Origin of the sequence: Streptomyces sp. NPDC001231, from assembly GCF_042896885.1 — a bacterium.
In the GTDB taxonomy this organism is placed as follows: Bacteria; Actinomycetota; Actinomycetes; order Streptomycetales; family Streptomycetaceae; genus Streptomyces.
Genome location: NZ_JBIAXS010000049.1, coordinates 1 through 20,632, shown reverse-complemented (window position 1 = coordinate 20,632; position 20,632 = coordinate 1). Strand labels below are relative to the sequence as shown.

The window sequence follows — 20,632 nt, the reverse complement described above, 5'->3', positions numbered from 1 at the left end:
TTGAAGAAGAGAGAAGTGACGTGAGGGCGAGGGAGGTGGGCCTCAGACCCCGCCGGCCCCCGGGACCGGGAACGCCCCGGTGGCCCGCCGCGTGATCTCCCCGTACACGTCGGGATGTGTCGTGAACTCACCGAGCGAGACGGTCTTGCGGCTGCCGTGGTAGTCGCTGGAGCCGGTCGCGAGCAGCCCCAGTTCGCCGGCCAGCCCGCGCAGCCGTGCGCGGCTGTCGGGGTCGTGGTCCATGTGGTCGACCTCGATGCCGTCCAGCCCGGCCGCGGCCATCTCGGCGATGCGGGACTCCGGCACCGTACGGCCCCGCTTGGCCGCCGCCGGGTGGGCGAAGACACACACTCCGCCCGCGCCCTTGACCAGCCGGATCGCCTCGAAGGGGTCCGTCTCGTGCTTCTCGACCCAGGCGCGGCCGCCGTCTGCCAGCCAGTCCTGGGTGAAGGCGTCGCTCACGGTGGGTACGACGCCGAGCTCGACCAGCGCCGAGGCGACGTGCGGCCGCCCGACCGAGCCGTCGTTGGCGATCCGCGCGACCTGCTCCCAGGTGACCGGCACGCCCAGCGCGTTCAGCTTGGCGATCATGGCCTTGGCCCGCGGCACCCGGTCGTCGCGGACCAGCTCGCGCTCGGCGAGCAGCGCGGGCTCCGCGGGGTCGAAGAGGTAGGCCAGCAAGTGCATGCTGATGCCGTCGACACGGCAGGAGAGCTCGGCACCGGTGACGAGGGTGAGCCCCTCGGGGAGCGCGGCGATCGCCTCGGCGTACCCGCGGGTGGTGTCGTGGTCGGTCAGCGCGACGACGTCCAGACCCGCCGCGGCGGCGTTGCGCACCAACTCGGCAGGGGTGTCCGTGCCGTCGGACGCGCTGGAGTGGGTGTGCAGATCGATGCGCACGACACGGACTCCAGGCTCTGACGGGACGGAAGGGGACACTCCAGGATAACGGGCGCCCAAGGGTGCCGTGTCACACCCGCGAGAGCCATGCGCCCCCTACGGCTCGGCACCCGAGGGCTCGCGCATCCGACGGCTCGCGCACCCCTGCGGCTCTCGGCTCCTACGGATGGAGCAGTCGCGGCGACAACGCCCCGCACGGGACCAGTTCGAGTTCGGCGCCCGCGTCCCGCAGGTCGGCCAGCACCAGCTCGTCGTACATCAGCAGCCCGGACTGCTCGGGCCACACCACCGCCCACAGCCACAGCCCGAGCGCCTCGCCCGCGAAGACGGCACGGTCGTCCGGTGCGCCGGACACGTGCCACAGCGGGGTGGGGCGGCCGCCGGTCAGGACCTTGGCGTCGGGCGGCTTCTCCACGTCCAGGTAGGTTCCGGGGTCCGGGCCGTCGATGCCGGCGTAGCGCGCGCCGAGGCCGACGCCGAGTTCCTCGGCGACCAGGATGAGTTCGCCCATGCCGCCGAGCGGCCCGGGTCCGGAACACGCCACGGCCGTGGCACGGCCGCCGCTGCGGTCGTCCCCGGCGTAGACCACGCCGGTGAACAGCCAGCCGACCGGCAAGGGCCACGGCATCCACACCGGCACCTGGGTGCGCCGCACCACCACACCGAGGGCCTCGACGCTGGGCGGGATCACGGGCTGCAGGGGATACACGGTCCCGTGCACGTCGCACTGCCAGGAATCGCTGAAGAGTCCGGGAGCCCTGACCCGGCCACCGCACTTCGGGCAACTGGGTTCGCCCCTCATAGGGCCCCACGGTCCTACCCCGGCAGCGCCACGTCAAGGACGATCACCCGTCCGGCCCGGACGCCCGGCCACGACCAACTAGGTGCATGTTGCATCAATTAGGGTCGCTAACTTATTATGTGTAAACAGCAACGATCGGAAGGAGCAGCATGCACAGCAGTACAGGAGGTCCCGCGGAGGGCGACGACCCGTTCGACGCGGGCGCGGGAAGCATCCTGCGGCAACCCAGTGCGGTCTGGGCGACGGCCGGCGCGTCCGTCGTCGCCTTCATGGGCATCGGGCTCGTCGACCCGATCCTGCCCTCCATCGCCAAGGGGCTGAACGCCACCGCGAGCCAGGTCTCCCTGCTCTTCACCTCGTACTTCCTGATCACCGCCTTCGCGATGCTGGTGACCGGCTTCGTCTCCAGCCGCATCGGCGGCCGCAAGACCCTGCTGCTCGGCCTCGCCTTCGTGGTGGTCTTCGCCGGACTCGCCGGCACCTCGGGCTCCGTGGCCCAGCTCGTCGGCTTCCGGGCCGGCTGGGGGCTCGGCAACGCGCTCTTCGTCTCGACCGCCCTCGCGGTCATCGTCGGCGCGGCGGCCGGCGGCAGCGCGGCGGCGATCCTGCTCTACGAGTCGGCGCTCGGCCTCGGCATGGCCTGCGGCCCGCTGCTCGGCGCGCTGCTCGGCAACGCCAGCTGGCGCTACCCGTTCTTCGGCACCGCGTTCCTGATGGCCGTCGGCTTCCTGTGCATCACGGTGTTCCTGAAGGAGCAGCCGAAGCCGGCCCGCAGGACCTCCCTGCTGGACCCGGTCAAGGCACTCGGCCACGGCGGCCTGGCCTCGGCGGCGGTCTCGGCGTTCTTCTACAACTACACGTTCTTCACCGTGCTGGCCTTCACGCCGTTCGTGCTGAACATGACCCCGTACAAGTCGGGTGCGGTGTTCTTCGCCTGGGGTGTGCTGCTCGCACTGTTCTCGGTGGTGGTGGCGCCGCGCATGCAGGCGCGGTTCGGTTCGCTGAAGGTGCTCGGCGGCTCGCTGGTGCTGCTGGCCGCCGACGTGGTGGTGCTCGGCTACGGCGGCCACACCACCGCCGTCGTCTGCACCATCCTGTCGGGCGCCTTCATCGGCGTGAACAACACCGTCTACACCGAGCTGGCCCTCGGAGTGTCGGACGCCCCCCGTCCGGTGGCGAGCGCGGGCTACAACTTCGTGCGCTGGTTCGCGGCCGCCGCCGCGCCCTTCTTCGCGCCGAAGATCGCGGAGTGGACCGACATCCACGTGCCGTTCGTGGTCGCGGGAGCGACCGCGGTGGCGGGCGCGGTGGTGGTCGCCGTCCGGCGCGGGGCCCTCACCAACGAGGCGGAGGAGCTCCAGCCGCGGCACGCCAGCGAGGACAGCGTCACGGTCTTCGCCAACTGACGCCGAACGGCGGCCTGTTGGTGAGCTTGCTCACTCCAGCGGGACGGAACCGCGGGCGGGGTCCCGCAGGTCCGTCCCGTGGCTCAGCCAGCGCTCGCGCAGGGCCTGCGCGCCGTGCACCCGCTTCCAGGCGGCCTCGTTCGGGGTCATCGGCAGCAGCGGCAGGAACCGTACGGGGTCCAGTGGCTCGTCGAGTTCCAGGTCCTCCACCATGCCGCCCGGCTCGGCCACCAGGACCGAGGTGAAGGGCGCGCCGGGCCACAGCGGCTCACCCACGTCGAGCGAGGCACCCGGCGCCACGACCACGCCCTCGACCTGCGGAGACGCTCCCAGTACGGCGAGCGGGCGGAGCACCTTGTCGGTGTCGGCGAGTCCGGCGCGGACGGAGAGGACCAGCTCCGCGCGCGGCCCCTTGACCGGGTCGGCGAGCGGCGCGGTGGGGTCGGTCATGGGCCGCGCGGACATGCCGAGCGTGGCGTACCGGACGATGTCCCCGTCGTGGAAGCGCAGCACCTCGAGCCGGTCCGTGCCGAGGAAGGTGACCGCTGCGCGGGCATCCGGTTCACCCAGCGCGGAACACAACCGGGCCTCTACCAGAGGAAGAACATCATCCATGCGGCGAGCATAGAACTCGTCAGCGGCAGGCAAAGCGGCACCTTGACACACCGGGCTGCTGATACTCTTGGCCGGTCGTCCGGGGCAGCGCGCAACGGGGTGCCCCCCAGGTGTTCAGCCCTGGGAGGTCTCGAACCGGCCCTGACGCCGATGGGACTCCCTTACGAGGGACCGGCCGGAGGAGGTGGGGCTGTCATGGATCGAAGTCGACCGTGCAGTAGCACCCGCTCTTCCCGCCGCTGATGTCGTCGCTCTGACTCCGGTCGGCCGCCACCTCTCGCGTTCGTGCCCTCGCGCACGTCATACGGAAGAGCACTTCGTTTCGTTTGATCTGTCTGATCTGAACAGTGACGAAGCTCGCCACCGCAACGGTGCGGTGCTCCCCGCTTTGTGGACGTGCCAAACATCCCTGAGGCCACCACGTCCTCATTCCGGGCAGTTCCAACCGCCGTCGGCGGCCCTCGTCACTCGCTGCGAAGGAGCCCCGCCATGTCGATGATCCGCGACCTGCGTTCCGTGGTCCGCCCCTCCCGCACGGCCGCGCGCCAGGACGACGGCGCGTACGACACCACGCGCGACCCGGCCACGCCCTCGGCCATCGTGGACTGCGCCGTCTACCGCGACGGCTCCCGTGTCCCGACCGACCACCCGCTCACCCCGCAGGAGGCCATGCGTCAGGTGCGGCGCGACGGGGGCTTCGTGTGGATCGGCCTGCACGAGCCGAACGAGGCCGAATTCGCCGGTATCGCCGGGGAGTTCGGGCTGCACCCGCTGGCCGTGGAGGACGCGGTCACGGCCCATCAGCGGCCCAAGCTGGAGCGTTACGACGACACGCTCTTCACCGTCTTCAAGACCATCCACTACGTGGACCACGACGAGCTGACCCCCAACAGCGAGATCGTGGAGACCGGCGAGGTGATGTGCTTCACCGGCCGGGACTTCTTCATCACCGTCCGGCACGGCGGGCAGGGCTCGCTGCGCGCGCTGCGGCACCGGCTGCAGGACGACCCCGAGCTGCTGGCCAAGGGCCCCTCCGCGGTGCTGCACGCCATCGCCGACCACGTCGTCGACGGGTACATGGCGGTCGCGGACGCGTTGCAGGAGGACGTCGACGAGGTCGAGACGGAGGTGTTCTCGCCGGGCCGGGGCGGCACCCCGCGCGGCACCGACGCCGGCCGGATCTACCAACTCAAGCGCGAGGTACTGGCGTTCAAGCGGGCGGTGTCACCGCTGCTGCGGCCCATGCAGCTGCTGAGCGAGCGTCCGATGCGGCTGATCGACCCGGACATCCAGAAGTACTTCCGGGACGTGGCCGACCATGTGGCCCGTGTGCAGGAGCAGGTCATCGGCTTCGACGAGCTGCTCAACTCCATCCTCCAGGCCAACCTGGCGCAGGCGTCCGTCGCCCAGAACGAGGACATGCGGAAGATCACGGCCTGGGCCGCGATCATCGCCGTACCGACGATGGTCTGCGGGGTGTACGGCATGAACTTCAAGTACATGCCGGAGCTGCACCTGAAGTACGGCTACCCGCTGATCGTGGCGGTCACAGCCGCGATCTGCCTGGGCATCCACCGCACACTCAAGCGCAACGGCTGGCTGTGAGCGGGCTCGTTACTCTTCTGCCATGAACACCGAGCTGCTCGACCAGGCCCTCGTCGAGGAGGCCACGAAGAAGTCCGGCCTCATCTGGGTCAAGGGCCCCGGAGTCCCGGCCCGTGCCCTGTGGCACGTCTGGCACGAGGGCGCCGCGTGCGTGGTGGGCGACGGGCCCGGCGAGCAGCCGCTGCCCGCACTGGCCGACGGGGCCGCCGCCGAGGTGACGGTGCGCAGCAAGGACAAGGGGGGCCGCCTGGTCACCTGGGCCGCGCGGGTCGTGGAGGTCTCGCCGGACTCCCCGCGGTGGCCGGAGGTCGTGGCCGAGCTGAAGGGGAAGCGGCTCAACGCGCCCGACGGCGAGGCCATGACGGCGCGCTGGGCCCGCGAGTGCCGGGTGCTGCGCCTGGAGCCCACGGGGACGACCGCGCCGCTGCCGGAGGGCTCGCTGGCCGAGGCGCCGCTGCCGACCCCGGCGACGACTCGCCGACCGGCCCCGGACGGACTGCCGCGGCTGCTGGTGAAGAGACGGCGCCGGAAGTAGCCCCCCGAGGCAGTAGGGGCACGGAGGTCAGGACGTCGGCAGCTGCTTGCCGTAGTCGACCGTCTCGTCCTTCTCGGGCTGGGCCACGGCGAAATCCTTGCCCCAGTCCGAGAAACTCAGCGTCCCCGCGTCGCCCGCGCGCACCAGGCGCAGCGGGTAGGGGGTGCCCTTAAGGGAGACGTCCAGGGTGCCGCCGGTGCCCTTGCCGCCGGTGATGCGGATGGTGCGGACGCCCGCCTGCTCGTGGTGCCCGTCGGTCGCCAGCGCGCCGTGCAGCGTCAGCAGCCCATCGAGGAGGACGTCCTTGTCCGTGAAGCCACTGAACCGCTTGTACGCGGGATCGCCCTGCGGCACCTTCACGTACTTGCCGTCCAGCTTGTCGGCGGCCCCGGTGGCCTTGCCGCTGCCGTCGACCTGGCCCCAGAACCCGGCGTCCGCCTTCAGGTACAGCTGTTCCCCGACCCGCAGCAGCCCGAAGGTCACCCCCTCCGAGGTGACCGAACCGGAGCCGCCGTCGTCCTTCAGACGCATGTCGAGCCGGTACGTACGGCCGTTGCTGACCACGTTCCCGGACAGGTGCACGGTGGACGCTGAGGCGGCCGCCGCCTTCGTCCTGGCCTGGATCTTGTCGGCCGGAAGTCTGCCCACCCCGTTGGTGCCCGCGTCCGGATCGTCCCCGGAACACCCCGTCAGACCCGCGCCCGCGACGACCAGAGCACACAGCACGCTCCTCAGCGCGGTCCGGCGGGTACGGCCCTGGGGAATCACGGTCACAGGTGGAGCTGCCTTTCTGACGGGTGTCCTGAGCGGCGTACGGCAGCGTACCGGGGCCGAGGCCGCCCGGCGGACCCGGCTCGTCCGGACCCTCACCAGGGCGTATCCGGGGTGGACGGGCTAGCCTGAAGCGCACCTGAGCGGGCATTTGGGAAAAGAATCCCGGCACACACGACACGCAACACACGCACCACACAGCCGTGCAAAGGAGGCGCAGCCATGGCAGCGGGCGCCCCCCGGATCTTCGTCTCGCACCTCTCCGGAGTCGCCGTCTTCGACCCGACGGGCGACCAAGTGGGCCGCGTGCGCGATCTGGTCGTCATGCTGCGCGTCGGGCGCCGGCCGCCCCGTCTGCTCGGGCTGGTCGTCGAACTCGCCACCCGGCGCCGCATCTTCCTGCCCATGACCCGGGTGACCGGCATCGAGTCGGGCCAGGTCATCACCACGGGCGTGCTCAACGTCCGGCGCTTCGAGCAGCGCCCCACCGAACGTCTCGTCTTCGGCGAACTGCTCGACCGGCGTGTGACGCTCGTGGAGACCGGCGAGGAGGTCACGGTCCTGGACATGTCGGTGCGGCAGCTGTCCGCGCGCCGGGACTGGGAGGTCGACCGCGTCTTCGTGCGCAAGGGCAGGAAGGGCGGCGCGTTCCGGCGCAACCGGGGAGAGGCCCTGACCGTGGAGTGGTCCGCGGTCACCGGCTTCTCGCTGGAGGAGCACGGGCAGGGCGCGGAGAGCCTGCTCGCCACCTTCGAGCAGCTGCGCCCCGCCGACCTGGCCAACGTGCTGCACCACCTGTCCTCCAAGCGGCGTGCCGAGGTCGCCGCCGCGCTGGACGACGACCGGCTCGCCGACGTCCTCGAAGAGCTCCCGGAGGACGACCAGATCGAGATCCTCGGCAAGCTGAAGGGCGAGCGCGCGGCCGACGTGCTGGAGGCGATGGACCCAGACGACGCCGCCGACCTGCTCGCCGAGCTGCCGCAGGAGGAGCAGGAGCGGCTGCTGGCGCTGATGGAGCCCGCCGACGCGGCCGACATGCGCCGGCTGATGTCGTACGAGGAGCACACCGCGGGCGGCCTGATGACGACCGAACCGATCGTGCTGCGCCCGGACGCGACCGTCGCCGACGCCCTGGCCCGCGTCCGCAACCGCGACCGCTCCCCCGCGCTGGCCGCCCAGGTCTACGTGTGCCGCCCGCCCGACGAGACCCCGACCGGGAAGTACCTGGGCACGGTGCACTTCCAGCGGCTGCTGCGCGACCCGCCCTACACCCTCGTCGGATCGATCCTCGACGACGACCTGCAACCCCTCGCGCCCGACGCGACGCTGCCGGTCGTCGCCGGGTTCTTCGCGACCTACGACATGGTGGCGGCGCCCGTCGTCGACGAGTCCGGCTCGCTGCTCGGCGCGGTCACCGTGGACGACGTCCTGGACCACATGCTGCCGGACGACTGGCGGGAGACGGAGTACGACCTGGACGAGGGGGCGGCGGCGCATGGTGACTGAGCGAGAGGGCATCCGCGAGCGGCCGGTGGGGGCCACCGCCGCCGGACGGCCGCGGGCCGGCCGGCTGGACCAGCCGCGCCCGCCCCGGCGCCGGCTGCTGCCGGAGTGGGACCCGGACGCCTTCGGGCGGCTGTCCGAGCGCATCGCGCGGTTCCTGGGCACCGGGCGGTTCATCGTCTGGATGACGGTGGTGATCATCGTGTGGGTGCTGTGGAACGTGGCCGCGCCCCGGCATCTGCGGTTCGACGAGTACCCGTTCATCTTCCTGACCCTGGCCCTGTCCCTCCAGGCCTCCTACGCCGCCCCGCTGATCCTGCTGGCGCAGAACCGGCAGGACGACCGGGACCGGGTCAACCTCGAACAGGACCGCAAGCAGAACGAGCGGTCGATCTCCGACACCGAGTACCTGACCCGCGAGATCGCCGCGCTGCGCATGGGCCTGGGCGAGGTGGCGACCCGCGACTGGATGCGCTCGGAGCTCCAGGACCTGTTCAAGGAGCTGGAGGAGCGGACCGTCGACGGTCACCGCCGGCACGGGGTATTCCCGGCGGATCACCCGCACGCACGTGACATGGACGACCGGTGACGGGGTCCCGGGGCCCGCACGGGGCGCCGTACCATCGTCCTTATGGCTACGGAAGACGCGGTGCGCGCAGCTCTGGCGACGGTTGACGATCCCGAGATCCACCGGCCCATCACCGAGCTCGGCATGGTCAAATCGGTGGAGATCGGCGCGGACGGAACGGTCGCGGTCACCGTCTATCTGACGGTCTCCGGCTGCCCGATGCGAGAGACGATCACCCAGCGGGTGACCGACGCCGTCTCCCGTGTCGAGGGTGTCACCCGGGTCGACGTCACGCTCGACGTGATGAGCGACGAGCAGCGCCGGGAGCTGGCGACCGCGCTGCGCGGCGGCCAGGCCGAGCGCGAGGTCCCCTTCGCCAAGCCCGGCAGCCTCACCCGCGTCTACGCCGTCGCCTCCGGCAAGGGCGGCGTCGGAAAGTCCTCGGTGACGGTGAACCTGGCGGCGGCGATGGCGGCCGACGGTCTGAAGGTGGGCGTGGTCGACGCCGACATCTACGGCCACAGCGTGCCGCGGATGCTGGGCGCGGACGGCCGCCCGACCCAGGTCGAGAACATGATCATGCCGCCGTCGGCGAACGGCGTGAAGGTCATCTCCATCGGCATGTTCACCCCGGGCAACGCGCCGGTCGTCTGGCGCGGGCCGATGCTGCACCGCGCGCTCCAGCAGTTCCTGGCCGACGTGTACTGGGGCGACCTGGACGTTCTCCTGCTGGACCTGCCGCCCGGCACCGGCGACATCGCGATCTCCGTGGCCCAGCTGGTGCCGAACGCCGAGATCCTGGTGGTGACGACGCCTCAGCAGGCGGCGGCCGAGGTGGCCGAGCGGGCGGGCTCCATCGCCGTCCAGACCCACCAGAAGATCGTCGGCGTGGTCGAGAACATGTCCGGCCTGCCCTGCCCGCACTGCGACGAGATGGTCGACGTCTTCGGCACGGGCGGCGGCCGGACGGTCGCCGAGGGCCTGACCCGCACCACGGGTGCCACGGTCCCGGTGCTCGGCTCCATCCCGATCGACGTCCGCCTGCGCGAGGGCGGCGACGAGGGCAAGCCGGTCGTCCTGTCCGACCCGGACTCCCCCGCGGGCTCGGCCCTGCGGGCGATCGCCGACAAGCTCGCGGGCCGCCAGCGGGGCCTCGCGGGGCTGTCGCTGGGGATCACCCCGAAGAACAAGTTCTAGGCCTTACGAGGGCCGTGGCGGCCCGCACCGCCCGTAGGGCGACAGGGGCGCCGTCCCGCGTGGACGGCGCCCCTCCGTGCCGTGTCCGCCGTGTGGCGCGTGGCGTCAGGCGTACGCGTTGATGTCCTTGATCATGGCGAAGCCGAGCCCGTACGCGCTCATGCCCCTGCCGTACGCCCCCACGTGGACGCCCTGGGAGGTCGAACCGGCGAGCACCCAGCCGAACTCCGACTCCCGGTAGTGGAACGGCGTCGGGACACCGTCCACGGGCAGGGACAGCATGGACCACTCCGGGCCGGACAGGTCGTCGGCCAGCTCCCACGCGGTCTCCGTCTGCTGCTCCAGCCAGTCGTCCCGCAGGGTGTGGTCCACCTGCCCGGGCCAGGTGAAGGACAGCAGGCCCACCGCGGCCAGCCAGGCCGCGGAGGAGACCGAGGTGGCCTCCAGCTGGCCCGTGCCGTCGGCGAGACGCCGTACGGGCTGGGCGGCGACGGTGACGACGACCGCGAACTTCTCCTTGGACTCGTCCGGCGATCCGGACACGGACTCGTTGCGTACGGACGGCTCGTCGCCGTGCCCGGTCGAACCGTGTTCCACGGAACCGTCGGCCGAGGTGCCGACCTGCATCAGCCAGCGCGGCCCCGTGAAGGCCTCGTCGAGGCCGTACCAGGGAAAGGGCGCCAGCAGGTAACCGTCAGCCGTGCGCCGGGCGAAGGGGGACTGTTGTCCGCCCTCCGCGGCCGGCGCCTGCGCGCCTGCCCGACTTGTCGTCTCCATGTGCCCGGTGGCCTCCTCGCTCTCGTCGGACCGGGGTGTCCCGCCCCCCTTCGGGCGTACTCGTCCGGTCCGCACAACAACTCGGCAGCATATCCATCCCGCTTCGGGCAGCCGGGAAAACCGCTCGGCGCGTGGGTCGCGGGTACGGCCGTTTCACGCCGCGCACGGGCCGTGCGCGGCGTGAAACGCGTCACATGGGAACGCGGGTCAGGTGGCGTCCGCGTCGAAGGGCGGGCGCTCGTCCTGAGCGGGGCCCTCGGGCTTCTTGGTCATGTCGATCCGGCCGCCGGCCGAACCCGAGGAGCCAGAAGAGCCGGAAGAGCCGGAGGTGGAGGACGTGGAGGACGTGGAGGACACCGAGGAGTCGTACTCGTTGCCGTTCACCGCGTCCGTGATCTCGGCCATCTCCTTCTTCAGGTCGAAGCCGTTGCGGATCTCCTGCAGCCCCAGGTCGTTGTTGTCCAACTGCTTGCGGATGAACGTCTTGGGGTTGAGGTCCTCGAACTCGAAGTCCTTGAATTCCGGGCCGAGTTCGCTGCGGATGTCCTGCTTGGCGCTCTCCGAGAACTCACGGACCTTCCGGATCGTGCGCGTCACGTCCTGGATGACCTTCGGGAGCTTTTCGGGACCGAAGACGAGCACGGCCACGATGATGATCGTCAGCAGCTCGAGCGGTCCTATGTCATTGAACACCTGAAGCTCCTTGCGATGTCCTCGGTCCTCGGCCCTCGGGTGGTCCGGTCTGTGTGGGGCTGTCCGTGGTCCGGGCCGGATCCACGGTACCCGGCCCACGTGCCCGACCGGTACCGTCCCGAGGTGTCGGACTGCGTGTACACGACGGGTTTTCCGGCGTGTTCCGCACGGTTTGTGTCAATTGCTGTTCGACGACCCGAGTACCAGGGAGACCTTCCGTGCCTTCCCGTCACGTTCGACGGTCAGTTCCAGACGGTCGCCGGGGCGGTGCGCACGTGTCTTGACGATCAGCTCCTCACCCGAGTGGACACGCTGGCCGTCCACCGCGGTGATGACGTCTCCGCCCCTGATGCCCGCCTTGGCACCGGGACCGCCGGGGGTGACCGGCGGTCCGCCGTCCCGGCCCTTGGCGCCGACCCTGGCTCCGTCGCCGGGGTAGTTCATGTCCAGGGTCACCCCGATCACCGGGTGGCTGGCCTTGCCGTGCTTGATCAGCTCCTCGGCGACGCGCCTTGCCTGGTTGACGGGGATGGCGAAGCCCAGGCCGATGGAGCCGGCCTGACCGGTCTGGAGGCCGGAGCCGGTGCCCGCGGAGCGGATGGCGGAGTTGATGCCGACGACCCGGCCCCGGGCGTCGAGGAGGGGGCCACCGGAGTTGCCGGGGTTGATCGGGGCGTCGGTCTGGAGGGCGTCGACATAGGACACGTCGCTGCCGTCGCCCTTCTCGCCGCCCGCCGTGATGGGGCGCTCCTTGGCGCTGATGATGCCGGAGGTGACGGTGTTGGCCAGGTCGAAGGGCGCGCCGATGGCGACGACCGGGTCGCCCACCTGCACGTTGTCGGAGTTGCCGAGCGGGATGGGGGTCAGGCCGCGCACGCCGCGGACCTGGACGACCGCGAGGTCGTATCCGGCGTCCCGGCCGATGATCCTGGCCTTGGCGGTCTGCCCGCCGCTGAAGGTCACCGATATGTCGCCGCCGGAGGCGGCGTTCTCCACGACGTGGTTGTTGGTGAGGACGTGGCCGAGGCTGTCGAGCACGAACCCGGTGCCGGTGCCCTGCTCGCCGGAGCCGCTGACGTGCAGCGTCACCACGCCGGGCAGGGCCCGCGCGGCGATCCCGGCGACGCTGTCCGGGGCGCGCCCGGCGGGCTCCTTCCCGGCCTGCGGCAGCTCCACGGCGCTCAGGCCGCCGTTGCGTTCGATGTACGCCCCGGCCAGCCCGCCGAGCGCGCCGGACACCAGCGCGAGCACCACGGCCCCGCCCACCAGCGCCCGTGTGACCCGCCGGTGCCGCTGCTCGACGCTGAGCACGCCGACTCCGGTCTGCTGCAACGGCGCGGCGACCCGGCCACCGGCCCAGGGGTCGTAACGCCCCCAGGGGTCGGCGGGGCGGGCACCGTGGTGGGTCTCGGCAGCGCCGGGGGCGGGCATGCCGTGCCCGTCACCCACGGCCTGGGCGGGCACGCCGTGCGACGGGCCTTGCGGCACGCCCGCCGGCATGGCGTCCGCGGGTGCCGCCTCCTGCGGTGCGGCGGCCGGGGCCTGCGGCTGCGAGGGGAGACCGGAGGGCGCGGGGTGAGTGGGAGCCGGGGCCCCCGGCTGGGGCGCCGGGGGCGCCGAGCCGTACGGCTGGGTGTCCACGGCGGGCGGGCCCTGGGGGGCGGGTGCAGGGGTGCCGGAGGAGAGAGCGGGAGTGCCCTGGGCGGGCGTCACCGCCGGATGCTGCACCGGCGGGGCGGGCGCCCAGGGACCGGGCTCACCGTACGGAGGGGTGCTGTAGGGATCAGGATCGTGCAGCGGCCTGGGCCGCTCGCCGGAGACGACGGAGGTGTCAACGGCCCCGGACGGCCCCTCCACGGGCCGGTTGGCACCCGTCTCGGCGGACGCCCCGGGGAAACCGGGACCGGCCGGAGGCACCGGCGCGGCGGGCACAGCAGGCTCGCCGTGCGCAGCGGGTGGAGCAGGCTCGCCGGGCACCGCAGGCACGCCAGGTGCGGGGGGTACGTCAGGCTCGCCGGGCACCGCAGGCACGCCAGGTGCGGGGGGTACGTCAGGCTCGCCGGGCACCGCAGGTGCGGCAAGCGCGCCGGGCACCACAGGCTCGGTACGTGCGGCAGGCTCGCCAGGCGCCGCAGACACGCCAGGTGCAGTAGGTACGACAGGCCCGACAGGCGCAACAGGTGCGGCAAGCGCGCCGAGCACCGCAGGCTCGGTACGTGCGGCAGGCTCGCCAGGCGCCGCAGGCACGGCATGGGTGCCAAGCGTGGCGGGAGCGGTCGGCGCGGCCGGTGTGTGGTCCGTTTCGGGGGCACGGGTGGACGGGGCGTCCTCCGCTGCAAGGTGGGTGCCCTCCGCCTCGGTGGACGCCGGGCGGGGTCGAGCGAGTTCGAAGTCGCCCGTGTCGGGGGCGGCGCCGGAGGTCTGGAGCGGGCGGTCCAGTTCGTAGTCACCGTCTGCGTCGGCGCGTGCGGGGGCCGCGGCCTGCGCCTGCTCGGCCACGGGCCCGCCGGCTGCCGCACCCTCCTGGGCGGACGTCCCAGCCGTGTCGGCGGCCGGGGCGGGACCGGACGTGCCCTCCGGCCGTTCGTCCGGAGGGACTGCGCGGCTCCACCACTTCGGGCGGGCGGACTTCGTGGGCTTGCCCTCGTTCATGTTCTCCCCACAGCGGGTCGCGGCACGGCTCGTCGTTCGGTGGCCGTACGGCGTCGACTCCGCGCCCCGACCGATGTCATGGGCGCGACCACTGTGCGATTCAACCAGGTTCCCGGGCCGAGGCGCAGGGACCGGTCAGTGCGCGGTGCGGGAGGAGGCGGTGGGAGAGGGCGCGGTGAGCAGGCCCGGGGCGGTGAGCCCCGGGTCGGCGGACCACGAGGTCAGGGAGATCGGCGGGGTCGCGGTGAGCGGACGTATCAACGGCGACATGACGGCCGCGCCGGCGACCACCGGGGTGGTCAGCGGATGCATCACGTTCTGCGTCTGCCCGCCGGGAGGCACGGCCCCCGGCAGCAGCGGTGCGGCCGGCGGCGTCGAGGCCGCCTGCACCGAGCCCGACGACCGCTGTCCCCGGCCCGACTGCGGCGCGGCCGACTGGCGGCGCCGCGCGGTGTCGGAGGCCGACGCCGCCGCACCCGCGGTGCGCGCCGGAGTCACGTTGCTGCCGGTCCCGGAGCCACCGCGCGCTTCCGCGGCGGTGTCACCCGCCGAGCCGGTGGTCACCCCGCCCAGGGCGAGGGCGGCCAGCGACACCGCCCCGGCGGCGACGAACGCGAACCGCAGCCCGCGCGAGGCGGACCGCTCGCTGTCGGGACGGCCGACGGGGTGGACCCGGAAGCCGCGATCCTCGGCGGGGACGGCGGGATGCGGCCGGGCCGGCACATACCCGAACTCGAACTGCTCGCCGGGCCCCACCCCGAACACCCCGGAGCCTGAGGACAGCCCCCCGGGCAGCCCTCCGCCACCCAGCGGCGAACCACCGCCGCCACCGGTACCACCCCCCGGGAGGCCCTGGAGGCGGGCCAGGAAGCTCTCGGAGGGAGGCGGTGGGGCCGCCTGGGCGAAGACGTTCTTCAGACGGCGCTGCGCGTCGACCTCCGCCTTGCACTTCGGGCAGGTGGCCACGTGCGCCAGGACACGCTCGCGCGTGTCGTGACCGAGCTCGCCGTCCACGAGGGCGGCGAGCCGGTCTCCCAGATGCTGTTCCGCGAGGCGTCCCGCGGGGTTCGGTCGTGATCCACTCACGCGGTCGCGCCCCCTCCCCCCAGCGCGGGGACCGGGGCCACGAAGCCGCGGCGCTCGGCCCGGGCCTGCGGCGAGCGGTGCGCGAGGGCCTTGCGCAGCTGCGAACGACCGCGGTGGATGCGGGAGCGCACCGTGCCCAGCTTGACGCCCAGGGTCGCGGCGATCTCCTCGTACGACAGTCCTTCGATGTCGCACAGGACGACCGCGGCACGGAACTCGGGCGCGAGGGTGTCCAGGGCCTGCTGCACGTCCGCGTCGAAGTGCGCGTCGTTGAACAGCTGCTGCGGAGTGGGCTCCTTGCTGGGCAGCCGCTCGGCCGCGTCGTCGCCGAGCGCGTCGAAGCGGATGCGCTGCTTGCGGCGGACCATGTCCAGGAAGAGGTTCGTGGTGATCCGGTGCAGCCAGCCCTCGAACGTGCCCGGCGTGTAGGTCGACAGGGAGCGGAAGACGCGGACGAAGACCTCCTGGGTGAGATCCTCGGCGTCGTGCTGGTTGCCGGTGAGGCGGTAGGCCAGGCGGTAGACACGGCCGCTGTGCGTGCTGACGATCTCCTCCCAGGTGGGCGGAGTCCACGCCTGCCCGTCCGCGTCGGTCGAGAAGGTCGCGGTCTGGGTGGATTCGGCGGCGTGGCTCACGTCAGCAGCGGTGTCGGTCACGGATTTCGGCCTGCCCGCCGATCCGAGAAAGCGCCGTAGCACTCCTCCCCGATCTGCAGGCGCAGCCGCACCTCCCCTGTCAGCTCTGGTGGTGTCCAGTGGAGCCCCTACCATAGCCACCTCGCCCGTTAGCTCCGGATAAGCGGTTTTACGAGAATTTGACACGTGCTGGCACGGCTGGTGCGTCTGCGTCAGCAGTGCTCGGTGTCCCGATCCATCCCATACCCCCCGTCCACGCCGTCGTCGCGCCCCGTGTCGTTTCCTCACCCCTTCAAACGACCGGTCCCATCTGCGGGTTCCCGGCCCCAACGGATACAGTCACGCCCAGGCATCCACGGGACAGGAGAGGGTCATTACCGGCAACCGGCAGACGAGCTGGGCGTTCGCCGACGCCTATGTCGCCGAGGACGACGCGCTGCGCTGGGCCCGTGAGCGGGCCCGTGAGGCAGGGCTGCGCTCGGTGTCGCCCGGCGCGGGCGCCGCGCTGCGGTTGCTGGCCGCCACCGCGGACGCCAAGGCGGTCGCGGAGATCGGCACCGGCACCGGGGTCTCCGGGATCCACCTGCTGCACGGCATGCGGCCGGACGGGGTGCTGACCACCGTCGATCCCGAGCCGGAGCACCAGCAGTTCGCCCGCCAGGCGTTCCGCGCCGCGGGCTTCGCCGGCAACCGCGCCCGCTTCATCCCCGGCCGCGCCCTGGACGTGCTGCCCCGGCTCGCGGACGCGGGGTACGACCTCGTGTTCTGCGACGGCGACCGACTGGAGTTCCCCGAGTACTTCGCTGAATCGTTGCGCCTGCTGCGACCGGGAGGCCTCGTCGCCTTCGAGGGTGTCTTCGCGCACGGGCGGACGGTGGACTCCGGACCGCAGCCGACGGAGGTCGTGCGGCTGCGGGAGTTGCTGCGCACGGTGCGCGAGAGCCCCGACCTGACGCCGTCCCTGCTGCCGGTGGGCGACGGACTGCTCTGCGCCGTCAAGCGCTGAGCGCTCCCGTCACCCGTGTGTCGCGCGCCCCCGCACAAACAGCGACCCCGACACCGCGTACGATGCCGGGGCTACTGAAAGGGTATGGTCGCTTGCGCGTCAGCCGACGACCTTCTTGAGGGCGTCGCCGAGCGCGTCGGCCTCGTCGGGGGTCAACTCGACGACGAGCCGACCGCCGCCTTCGAGCGGAACGCGCATGACGATGCCCCGCCCCTCCTTGGTCACCTCGAGCGGGCCATCACCCGTCCGCGGCTTCATGGCCGCCATGCTCGTTCCCCTTCCTGAAACCCAGCTCATCGTCAAAGCCGACGGCCCACCGAGAGGGCACGCGCGCGATCCCTGCCCAGAACGGCACAGGACACGCGACACCGGCATCGAACACATTGCTTCCAAGCCATTATCCCGCATCCCAGGACCCGATGACCAACATCAGTTGGCATCGCTTGGGCAACGCGCGCGAGCAAAACCACTCAATTCGGCGATGTGGCTGCGATACTGCGCGCCCACGCCTCCGTGCGCCCGCCGCGGACGCGCCGGAATTCTTTGACGCAGGTCACATGCCGGGTCCGCGCCCCGGCCGGTGATCTCCGTCATGCTGTCCTCGGACCAGGACCGACCATGACGTACCGAGCGGTACGTCATCGAGGCGACACCGGAGGGGATGCCCCATGGCCGACACCGTGCTCTACGAGGTGAGCGACGGGCTCGCGACGATCACGCTGAACCGCCCCGAGGCGATGAACGCGCTGAACGTCGCCGCCAAGGTCGCCCTCCGGGACGCGGCCCGGGAGGCGGCGGACGACGACGCCGTGCGGGCGGTGCTGCTGACCGCCGCCGGGGACCGGGCGTTCTGCGTGGGCCAGGACCTCAAGGAGCACATCGGGCTGCTGGCCGCCGACCGGGAGTCCGGGTCGGGGCAGACCATGAGCACCGTGCGGGAGCACTACAACCCGATCGTGCGGGCGCTGGCGGGGGCGCGGAAGCCGGTGGTCGCCGCGGTGAACGGGGTCGCCGCCGGGGCGGGCTTCGGTTTCGCGCTCGCCGCCGACTACCGGATCGTGGCGGACACGGCGTCCTTCAACACCTCGTTCGTGGGGGTCGCGCTCACCGGGGACTCAGGGATCTCGTGGACCCTGCCTCGGGTGGTGGGGCCGGCCCGCGCCGCCGACCTGCTGCTCTTCCCGCGCCGCGTCACCGCCCAGGAGGCCCACGAACTGGGCATCGCCAACCGGGTCGTAGCCGCCGCCGAACTGCGGGCGGAAGCCGAGAGGACGGCGCGGGCGCTGGCCGAGGGGCCGACGGTGGCGTACGCGGCGCTGAAGGAGGCGGTGGCCTTCGGACTGACGCACTCCCTGGAGGAGACCCTCCAGAAGGAGGACGAGCTCCAGACCCGGGCCGGGCAGTCCGAGGACCACGCGATCGCCGTCCAGGCGTTCGTCAACAAGGAGAAGCCGAAGTACCTGGGCCGCTGACCGCGGCGCAGGCGGGTACCGCGCCCCTGACCGGCCGGGTCAGGGGCGGCGCGCCACGCAGTCCGCGAGGTGGTCGTCGACCAGACCGCACGCCTGCATCAGGGCGTACGCCGTCGTCGGGCCGACGAAACGCAGACCGCGCTTCTTCAGGGCCTTCGACAGGGCCGTCGACTCGGGGGTGACGGCCGGGACGTCGGACAGGGTCCTGGGTGCCGGGCGGGCGGCGGGGTCGGGGGCGTGGGACCAGATGAGGGCGTCCAGCTCGCCAGGGGACCAGTCGGCGATCACGCGCGCGTTGGCCAGCGTCGCGTCGATCTTGGCGCGGTTGCGGATGATGCCCGGGTCGGCGAGCAGCCGCTCGCGGTCGGCGTCGGTGAAGTCCGCCACCGCCGCGATCTTGAAGTCGGCGAAGGCGGAGCGGAAGCCGGCGCGGCGGCGCAGGATGGTGATCCAGGACAGGCCGGACTGGAAGGCCTCCAGGGCGAGGCGTTCGTAGAGCGCGTCGTCGCCGTGGACCGGGCGACCCCACTCCTCGTCGTGGTAGGCCACGTACTCCGCCGTGGACAGGGCCCACGGGCAGCGCAGGGCGCCGTCCGGGCCGGCGATCGCGGCACCCGGCGTCACGGTCTCGTCCGTCACCGCTGGTCCTCCGGTTCGGGCTTGGTCAGGTGGACGTGGGCGGCCGCGGCCCGAGCACCGGCCAGCGCGGACTCCAGGTCGGCGATCCGCGCGTCGCGCTCGGCGAGTTCGGCGCCGAGACGGCCGAGGGCGTCGTCGACGTCCGCCATGCGGTAGCCCCGGACGGTCAGCGGGAAGCGGAGGCTCTCCACGTCCGCGCGGTCCACCGGGCGGTCCGGTGGCAGCGGGTCCACGAGCCGCTCGGGCGCCGCCTCGGGCAGCGGTCCGGTTCCCTCGCCGCCGCCCACCACCGCGAGGGTCACCGCGGCGACCACGACGGCGAGCGCGACGACCAGGAAGAAGAACATAACCATCGCTGGGGTCCCCACGGAGTCTGTCGTAAGTGTCAGGGTCCGATCGTGCCATGCGAGGCTGACGGTTAGGGTCGCCAGACGACCGAAGACCGGGAAAGACCGGGCAGGACCAGGCAGGACCAGGCAGGACCAGGAAGAAGAGGAGAGGTCACAGGGGATGCTCAGGCTGGGCAGGCGCGAATTCGACGCGCACGAGCCGGTGATCATGGCGATCATCAACCGGACCCCGGACTCCTTCTACGACCAGGGGTCGACGTTCCGTGACGAGCCGGCCCTCGCGCGCGTGGAGCAGGCGGTCGCCGAGGGGGCCGCGATCATCGACATCGGTGGGGTGAAGGCCGGGCCCGGCGACGAGGTGACGGCCGAGGAGGAGGCCCGGCGGACGGTCGGCTTCGTGGCCGAGGTGCGGCGGCGGTTCCCGGACGTGGTCATCAGCGTCGACACCTGGCGGGCCGATGTCGGCGAGGCAGTGTGCGAGGCGGGTGCCGACCTGCTGAACGACGCGTGGGGCGGGGTGGACCCGCGGCTCGCCGAGGTCGCGGCACGCTACGGCACCGGCCTGGTGTGCACGCACGCCGGCGGCGCGGAGCCCCGGACACGGCCGCACCGGGTGACGTACGACGACGTCATGGCCGACATCCTCCGGGTGACCGTGGGGCTGGCCGAGCGGGCGGTGGCGCTCGGCGTGCCCCGGGAGTCGGTGATCATCGACCCCGGGCACGACTTCGGCAAGAACACGCGGCACAGCCTGGAGGCGACCCGGCGTCTGGGCGAGATGGTCGCGACCGGGTGGCCGGTGCTGGTGTCGCTGTCCAACAAGGACTTCGTGGGCGAGACGCTGGACAAGCCGGTGAAGGAGCGGCTGGTGGGGACGCTGGCGACGACGGCTGTCTCGGCGTGGCTGGGGGCCCAGGTGTACCGGGTGCACGAGGTGGCCGAGACACGGCAGGTGCTGGACATGGTGGCGTCCATCGCGGGACACCGGCCGCCGGCGGTGGCCCGGCGCGGACTGGCGTAGGGCAGACGGCTTTCCCGCCGGCAGTGACCCGGCGCGGGCCGGTGGGGCCGGGCGCACAGTGCCCGCGCCCCGCCGTACGGGCGCGCCAGGTCCTGTCGGCCCAGGTCCTGTCGTCACATTCCCGTCGTCCGCCCGAAGGGCGGGCCGCGCGGCGTCCGGTGCGTGCGATCGCAAGGCGCCGGAGCACCCTCGCGGCGGAGCCACATGGGCGCTCCGGCAACGCGGCTGGGGGTCCCCTCTGCTCGAAGAGCTTGGGGGAGGGCGTGCCAGGCGTCGCACGGCAGGCGGGAATGTGACGACAGGGCCTAGTGTCCTGAGTTGTTAATTCGGTTCAGATATCCGGCGAGGCGTTCGAGGATCTCGTCTGCGGTCTTCGTCCAGACGAAGGGCTTGGGGTCT

The 20,632-nt window shown here is 72.1% G+C and carries 21 protein-coding genes; 9 read left to right on the top strand and 12 right to left on the bottom strand.

Annotated elements, in window-relative coordinates; translation table 11 throughout:
- Positions 1-42: 42 nt before the first annotated feature.
- On the bottom strand, positions 43-900 hold the full coding sequence (locus ACFY3J_RS36845; RefSeq protein WP_384171717.1) for a PHP domain-containing protein: 858 nt from the start codon (positions 898-900) through the stop codon (positions 43-45).
- 160 nt (positions 901-1,060) lie between these two features.
- Positions 1,061-1,702 (bottom strand): DUF6758 family protein, encoded by a 642-nt coding sequence (locus tag ACFY3J_RS36840; protein ID WP_365424521.1) that lies wholly within the window; start codon positions 1,700-1,702, stop codon positions 1,061-1,063.
- A 149-nt stretch (positions 1,703-1,851) separates the two neighbouring features.
- Here ACFY3J_RS36840 and ACFY3J_RS36835 point away from each other — a divergent pair, with 149 nt between their 5' ends.
- Positions 1,852-3,108 carry an MFS transporter gene (locus ACFY3J_RS36835; RefSeq protein WP_384171720.1) on the top strand — a complete coding sequence of 419 codons (1,257 nt, stop codon included), beginning with the start codon at positions 1,852-1,854 and terminating at the stop codon, positions 3,106-3,108.
- Positions 3,109-3,138: 30 nt separating this feature from the next.
- Here the strand turns inward: ACFY3J_RS36835 and ACFY3J_RS36830 are convergent, their stop codons facing one another.
- Positions 3,139-3,723, bottom strand: coding sequence for a suppressor of fused domain protein (locus ACFY3J_RS36830; RefSeq protein ID WP_390842698.1), 585 nt, complete (start codon positions 3,721-3,723; stop codon positions 3,139-3,141).
- 489 nt (positions 3,724-4,212) lie between these two features.
- Between ACFY3J_RS36830 and ACFY3J_RS36825 the strand changes: the two genes are divergently transcribed.
- Positions 4,213-5,328, top strand: a complete 1,116-nt coding sequence (locus ACFY3J_RS36825; RefSeq protein WP_384171726.1) for a magnesium and cobalt transport protein CorA — start codon at positions 4,213-4,215, stop codon at positions 5,326-5,328.
- Positions 5,329-5,350: 22 nt separating this feature from the next.
- Complete coding sequence (locus tag ACFY3J_RS36820) at positions 5,351-5,863, top strand: hypothetical protein (protein WP_384171729.1); 513 nt, start codon at positions 5,351-5,353, stop codon at positions 5,861-5,863.
- Positions 5,864-5,890: 27 nt separating this feature from the next.
- Here ACFY3J_RS36820 and ACFY3J_RS36815 read toward each other — a convergent pair whose 3' ends face one another.
- Complete coding sequence (locus ACFY3J_RS36815; protein ID WP_384171732.1) at positions 5,891-6,637, bottom strand: hypothetical protein; 747 nt, start codon at positions 6,635-6,637, stop codon at positions 5,891-5,893.
- A 219-nt stretch (positions 6,638-6,856) separates the two neighbouring features.
- On the opposite strand from ACFY3J_RS36815, the gene ACFY3J_RS36810 reads away from it, so the two are divergent.
- The 3 genes from ACFY3J_RS36810 to ACFY3J_RS36800 are packed head-to-tail and all read left to right on the top strand — an operon-like array spanning position 6,857 to position 9,902.
- Positions 6,857-8,140: a magnesium transporter MgtE N-terminal domain-containing protein gene (locus ACFY3J_RS36810; protein WP_384171735.1), complete on the top strand. Its 1,284-nt coding sequence runs from the start codon at positions 6,857-6,859 to the stop codon at positions 8,138-8,140.
- On the top strand, positions 8,130-8,726 hold the full coding sequence (locus ACFY3J_RS36805) for a DUF1003 domain-containing protein (protein ID WP_384171738.1): 597 nt from the start codon (positions 8,130-8,132) through the stop codon (positions 8,724-8,726). Before ACFY3J_RS36810 ends, ACFY3J_RS36805 begins: the two co-directional genes overlap by 11 nt.
- 42 nt (positions 8,727-8,768) lie before the next feature.
- On the top strand, positions 8,769-9,902 hold the full coding sequence (locus ACFY3J_RS36800) for an Mrp/NBP35 family ATP-binding protein (protein WP_384171741.1): 1,134 nt from the start codon (positions 8,769-8,771) through the stop codon (positions 9,900-9,902).
- Positions 9,903-10,007: 105 nt separating this feature from the next.
- Here ACFY3J_RS36800 and ACFY3J_RS36795 read toward each other — a convergent pair whose 3' ends face one another.
- The 5 genes from ACFY3J_RS36795 to sigE form a co-directional block, all read right to left on the bottom strand.
- Positions 10,008-10,679 (bottom strand): hypothetical protein, encoded by a 672-nt coding sequence (locus ACFY3J_RS36795; RefSeq protein WP_384171744.1) that lies wholly within the window; start codon positions 10,677-10,679, stop codon positions 10,008-10,010.
- A gap of 207 nt (positions 10,680-10,886) precedes the next feature.
- Positions 10,887-11,372, bottom strand: a complete 486-nt coding sequence (locus ACFY3J_RS36790; RefSeq protein WP_384171745.1) for a sec-independent translocase — start codon at positions 11,370-11,372, stop codon at positions 10,887-10,889.
- A gap of 177 nt (positions 11,373-11,549) precedes the next feature.
- Positions 11,550-13,439, bottom strand: coding sequence for a S1C family serine protease (locus ACFY3J_RS36785; protein ID WP_384172596.1), 1,890 nt, complete (start codon positions 13,437-13,439; stop codon positions 11,550-11,552).
- A 720-nt stretch (positions 13,440-14,159) separates the two neighbouring features.
- The gene (locus ACFY3J_RS36780; protein WP_384171748.1) at positions 14,160-15,110 is read right to left on the bottom strand and encodes an anti-sigma factor family protein; all 951 of its coding nucleotides are present in this window, start codon (positions 15,108-15,110) and stop codon (positions 14,160-14,162) included.
- Entirely contained in the window at positions 15,107-15,808 is a 702-nt protein-coding gene (gene sigE, locus ACFY3J_RS36775; RefSeq protein WP_384171751.1) for an RNA polymerase sigma factor SigE, read from the bottom strand. The genes ACFY3J_RS36780 and sigE overlap by 4 nt, the downstream gene beginning before the upstream one ends.
- A 247-nt stretch (positions 15,809-16,055) precedes the next feature.
- On the opposite strand from sigE, the gene ACFY3J_RS36770 reads away from it, so the two are divergent.
- Positions 16,056-16,751, top strand: coding sequence for an O-methyltransferase (locus ACFY3J_RS36770; RefSeq protein WP_384172599.1), 696 nt, complete (start codon positions 16,056-16,058; stop codon positions 16,749-16,751).
- A 99-nt stretch (positions 16,752-16,850) separates the two neighbouring features.
- On the opposite strand, the gene ACFY3J_RS36765 is transcribed toward ACFY3J_RS36770, so the two are convergent.
- On the bottom strand, positions 16,851-17,018 hold the full coding sequence (locus ACFY3J_RS36765) for a DUF3117 domain-containing protein (protein ID WP_003966491.1): 168 nt from the start codon (positions 17,016-17,018) through the stop codon (positions 16,851-16,853).
- Positions 17,019-17,419: 401 nt separating this feature from the next.
- On the opposite strand from ACFY3J_RS36765, the gene ACFY3J_RS36760 reads away from it, so the two are divergent.
- Entirely contained in the window at positions 17,420-18,223 is an 804-nt protein-coding gene (locus ACFY3J_RS36760; RefSeq protein WP_384171754.1) for an enoyl-CoA hydratase/isomerase family protein, read from the top strand.
- Positions 18,224-18,262: 39 nt separating this feature from the next.
- On the opposite strand, the gene ACFY3J_RS36755 is transcribed toward ACFY3J_RS36760, so the two are convergent.
- Both ACFY3J_RS36755 and ACFY3J_RS36750 read right to left on the bottom strand, forming a co-directional pair.
- On the bottom strand, positions 18,263-18,847 hold the full coding sequence (locus ACFY3J_RS36755; RefSeq protein ID WP_384172602.1) for a DNA-3-methyladenine glycosylase I: 585 nt from the start codon (positions 18,845-18,847) through the stop codon (positions 18,263-18,265).
- 11 nt (positions 18,848-18,858) lie between these two features.
- On the bottom strand, positions 18,859-19,215 hold the full coding sequence (locus ACFY3J_RS36750) for a DivIVA domain-containing protein (protein WP_384172605.1): 357 nt from the start codon (positions 19,213-19,215) through the stop codon (positions 18,859-18,861).
- A gap of 157 nt (positions 19,216-19,372) precedes the next feature.
- On the opposite strand from ACFY3J_RS36750, the gene folP reads away from it, so the two are divergent.
- Positions 19,373-20,233, top strand: a complete 861-nt coding sequence (gene folP / locus ACFY3J_RS36745; RefSeq protein ID WP_390842697.1) for a dihydropteroate synthase — start codon at positions 19,373-19,375, stop codon at positions 20,231-20,233.
- Positions 20,234-20,632 lie beyond the last annotated feature (399 nt).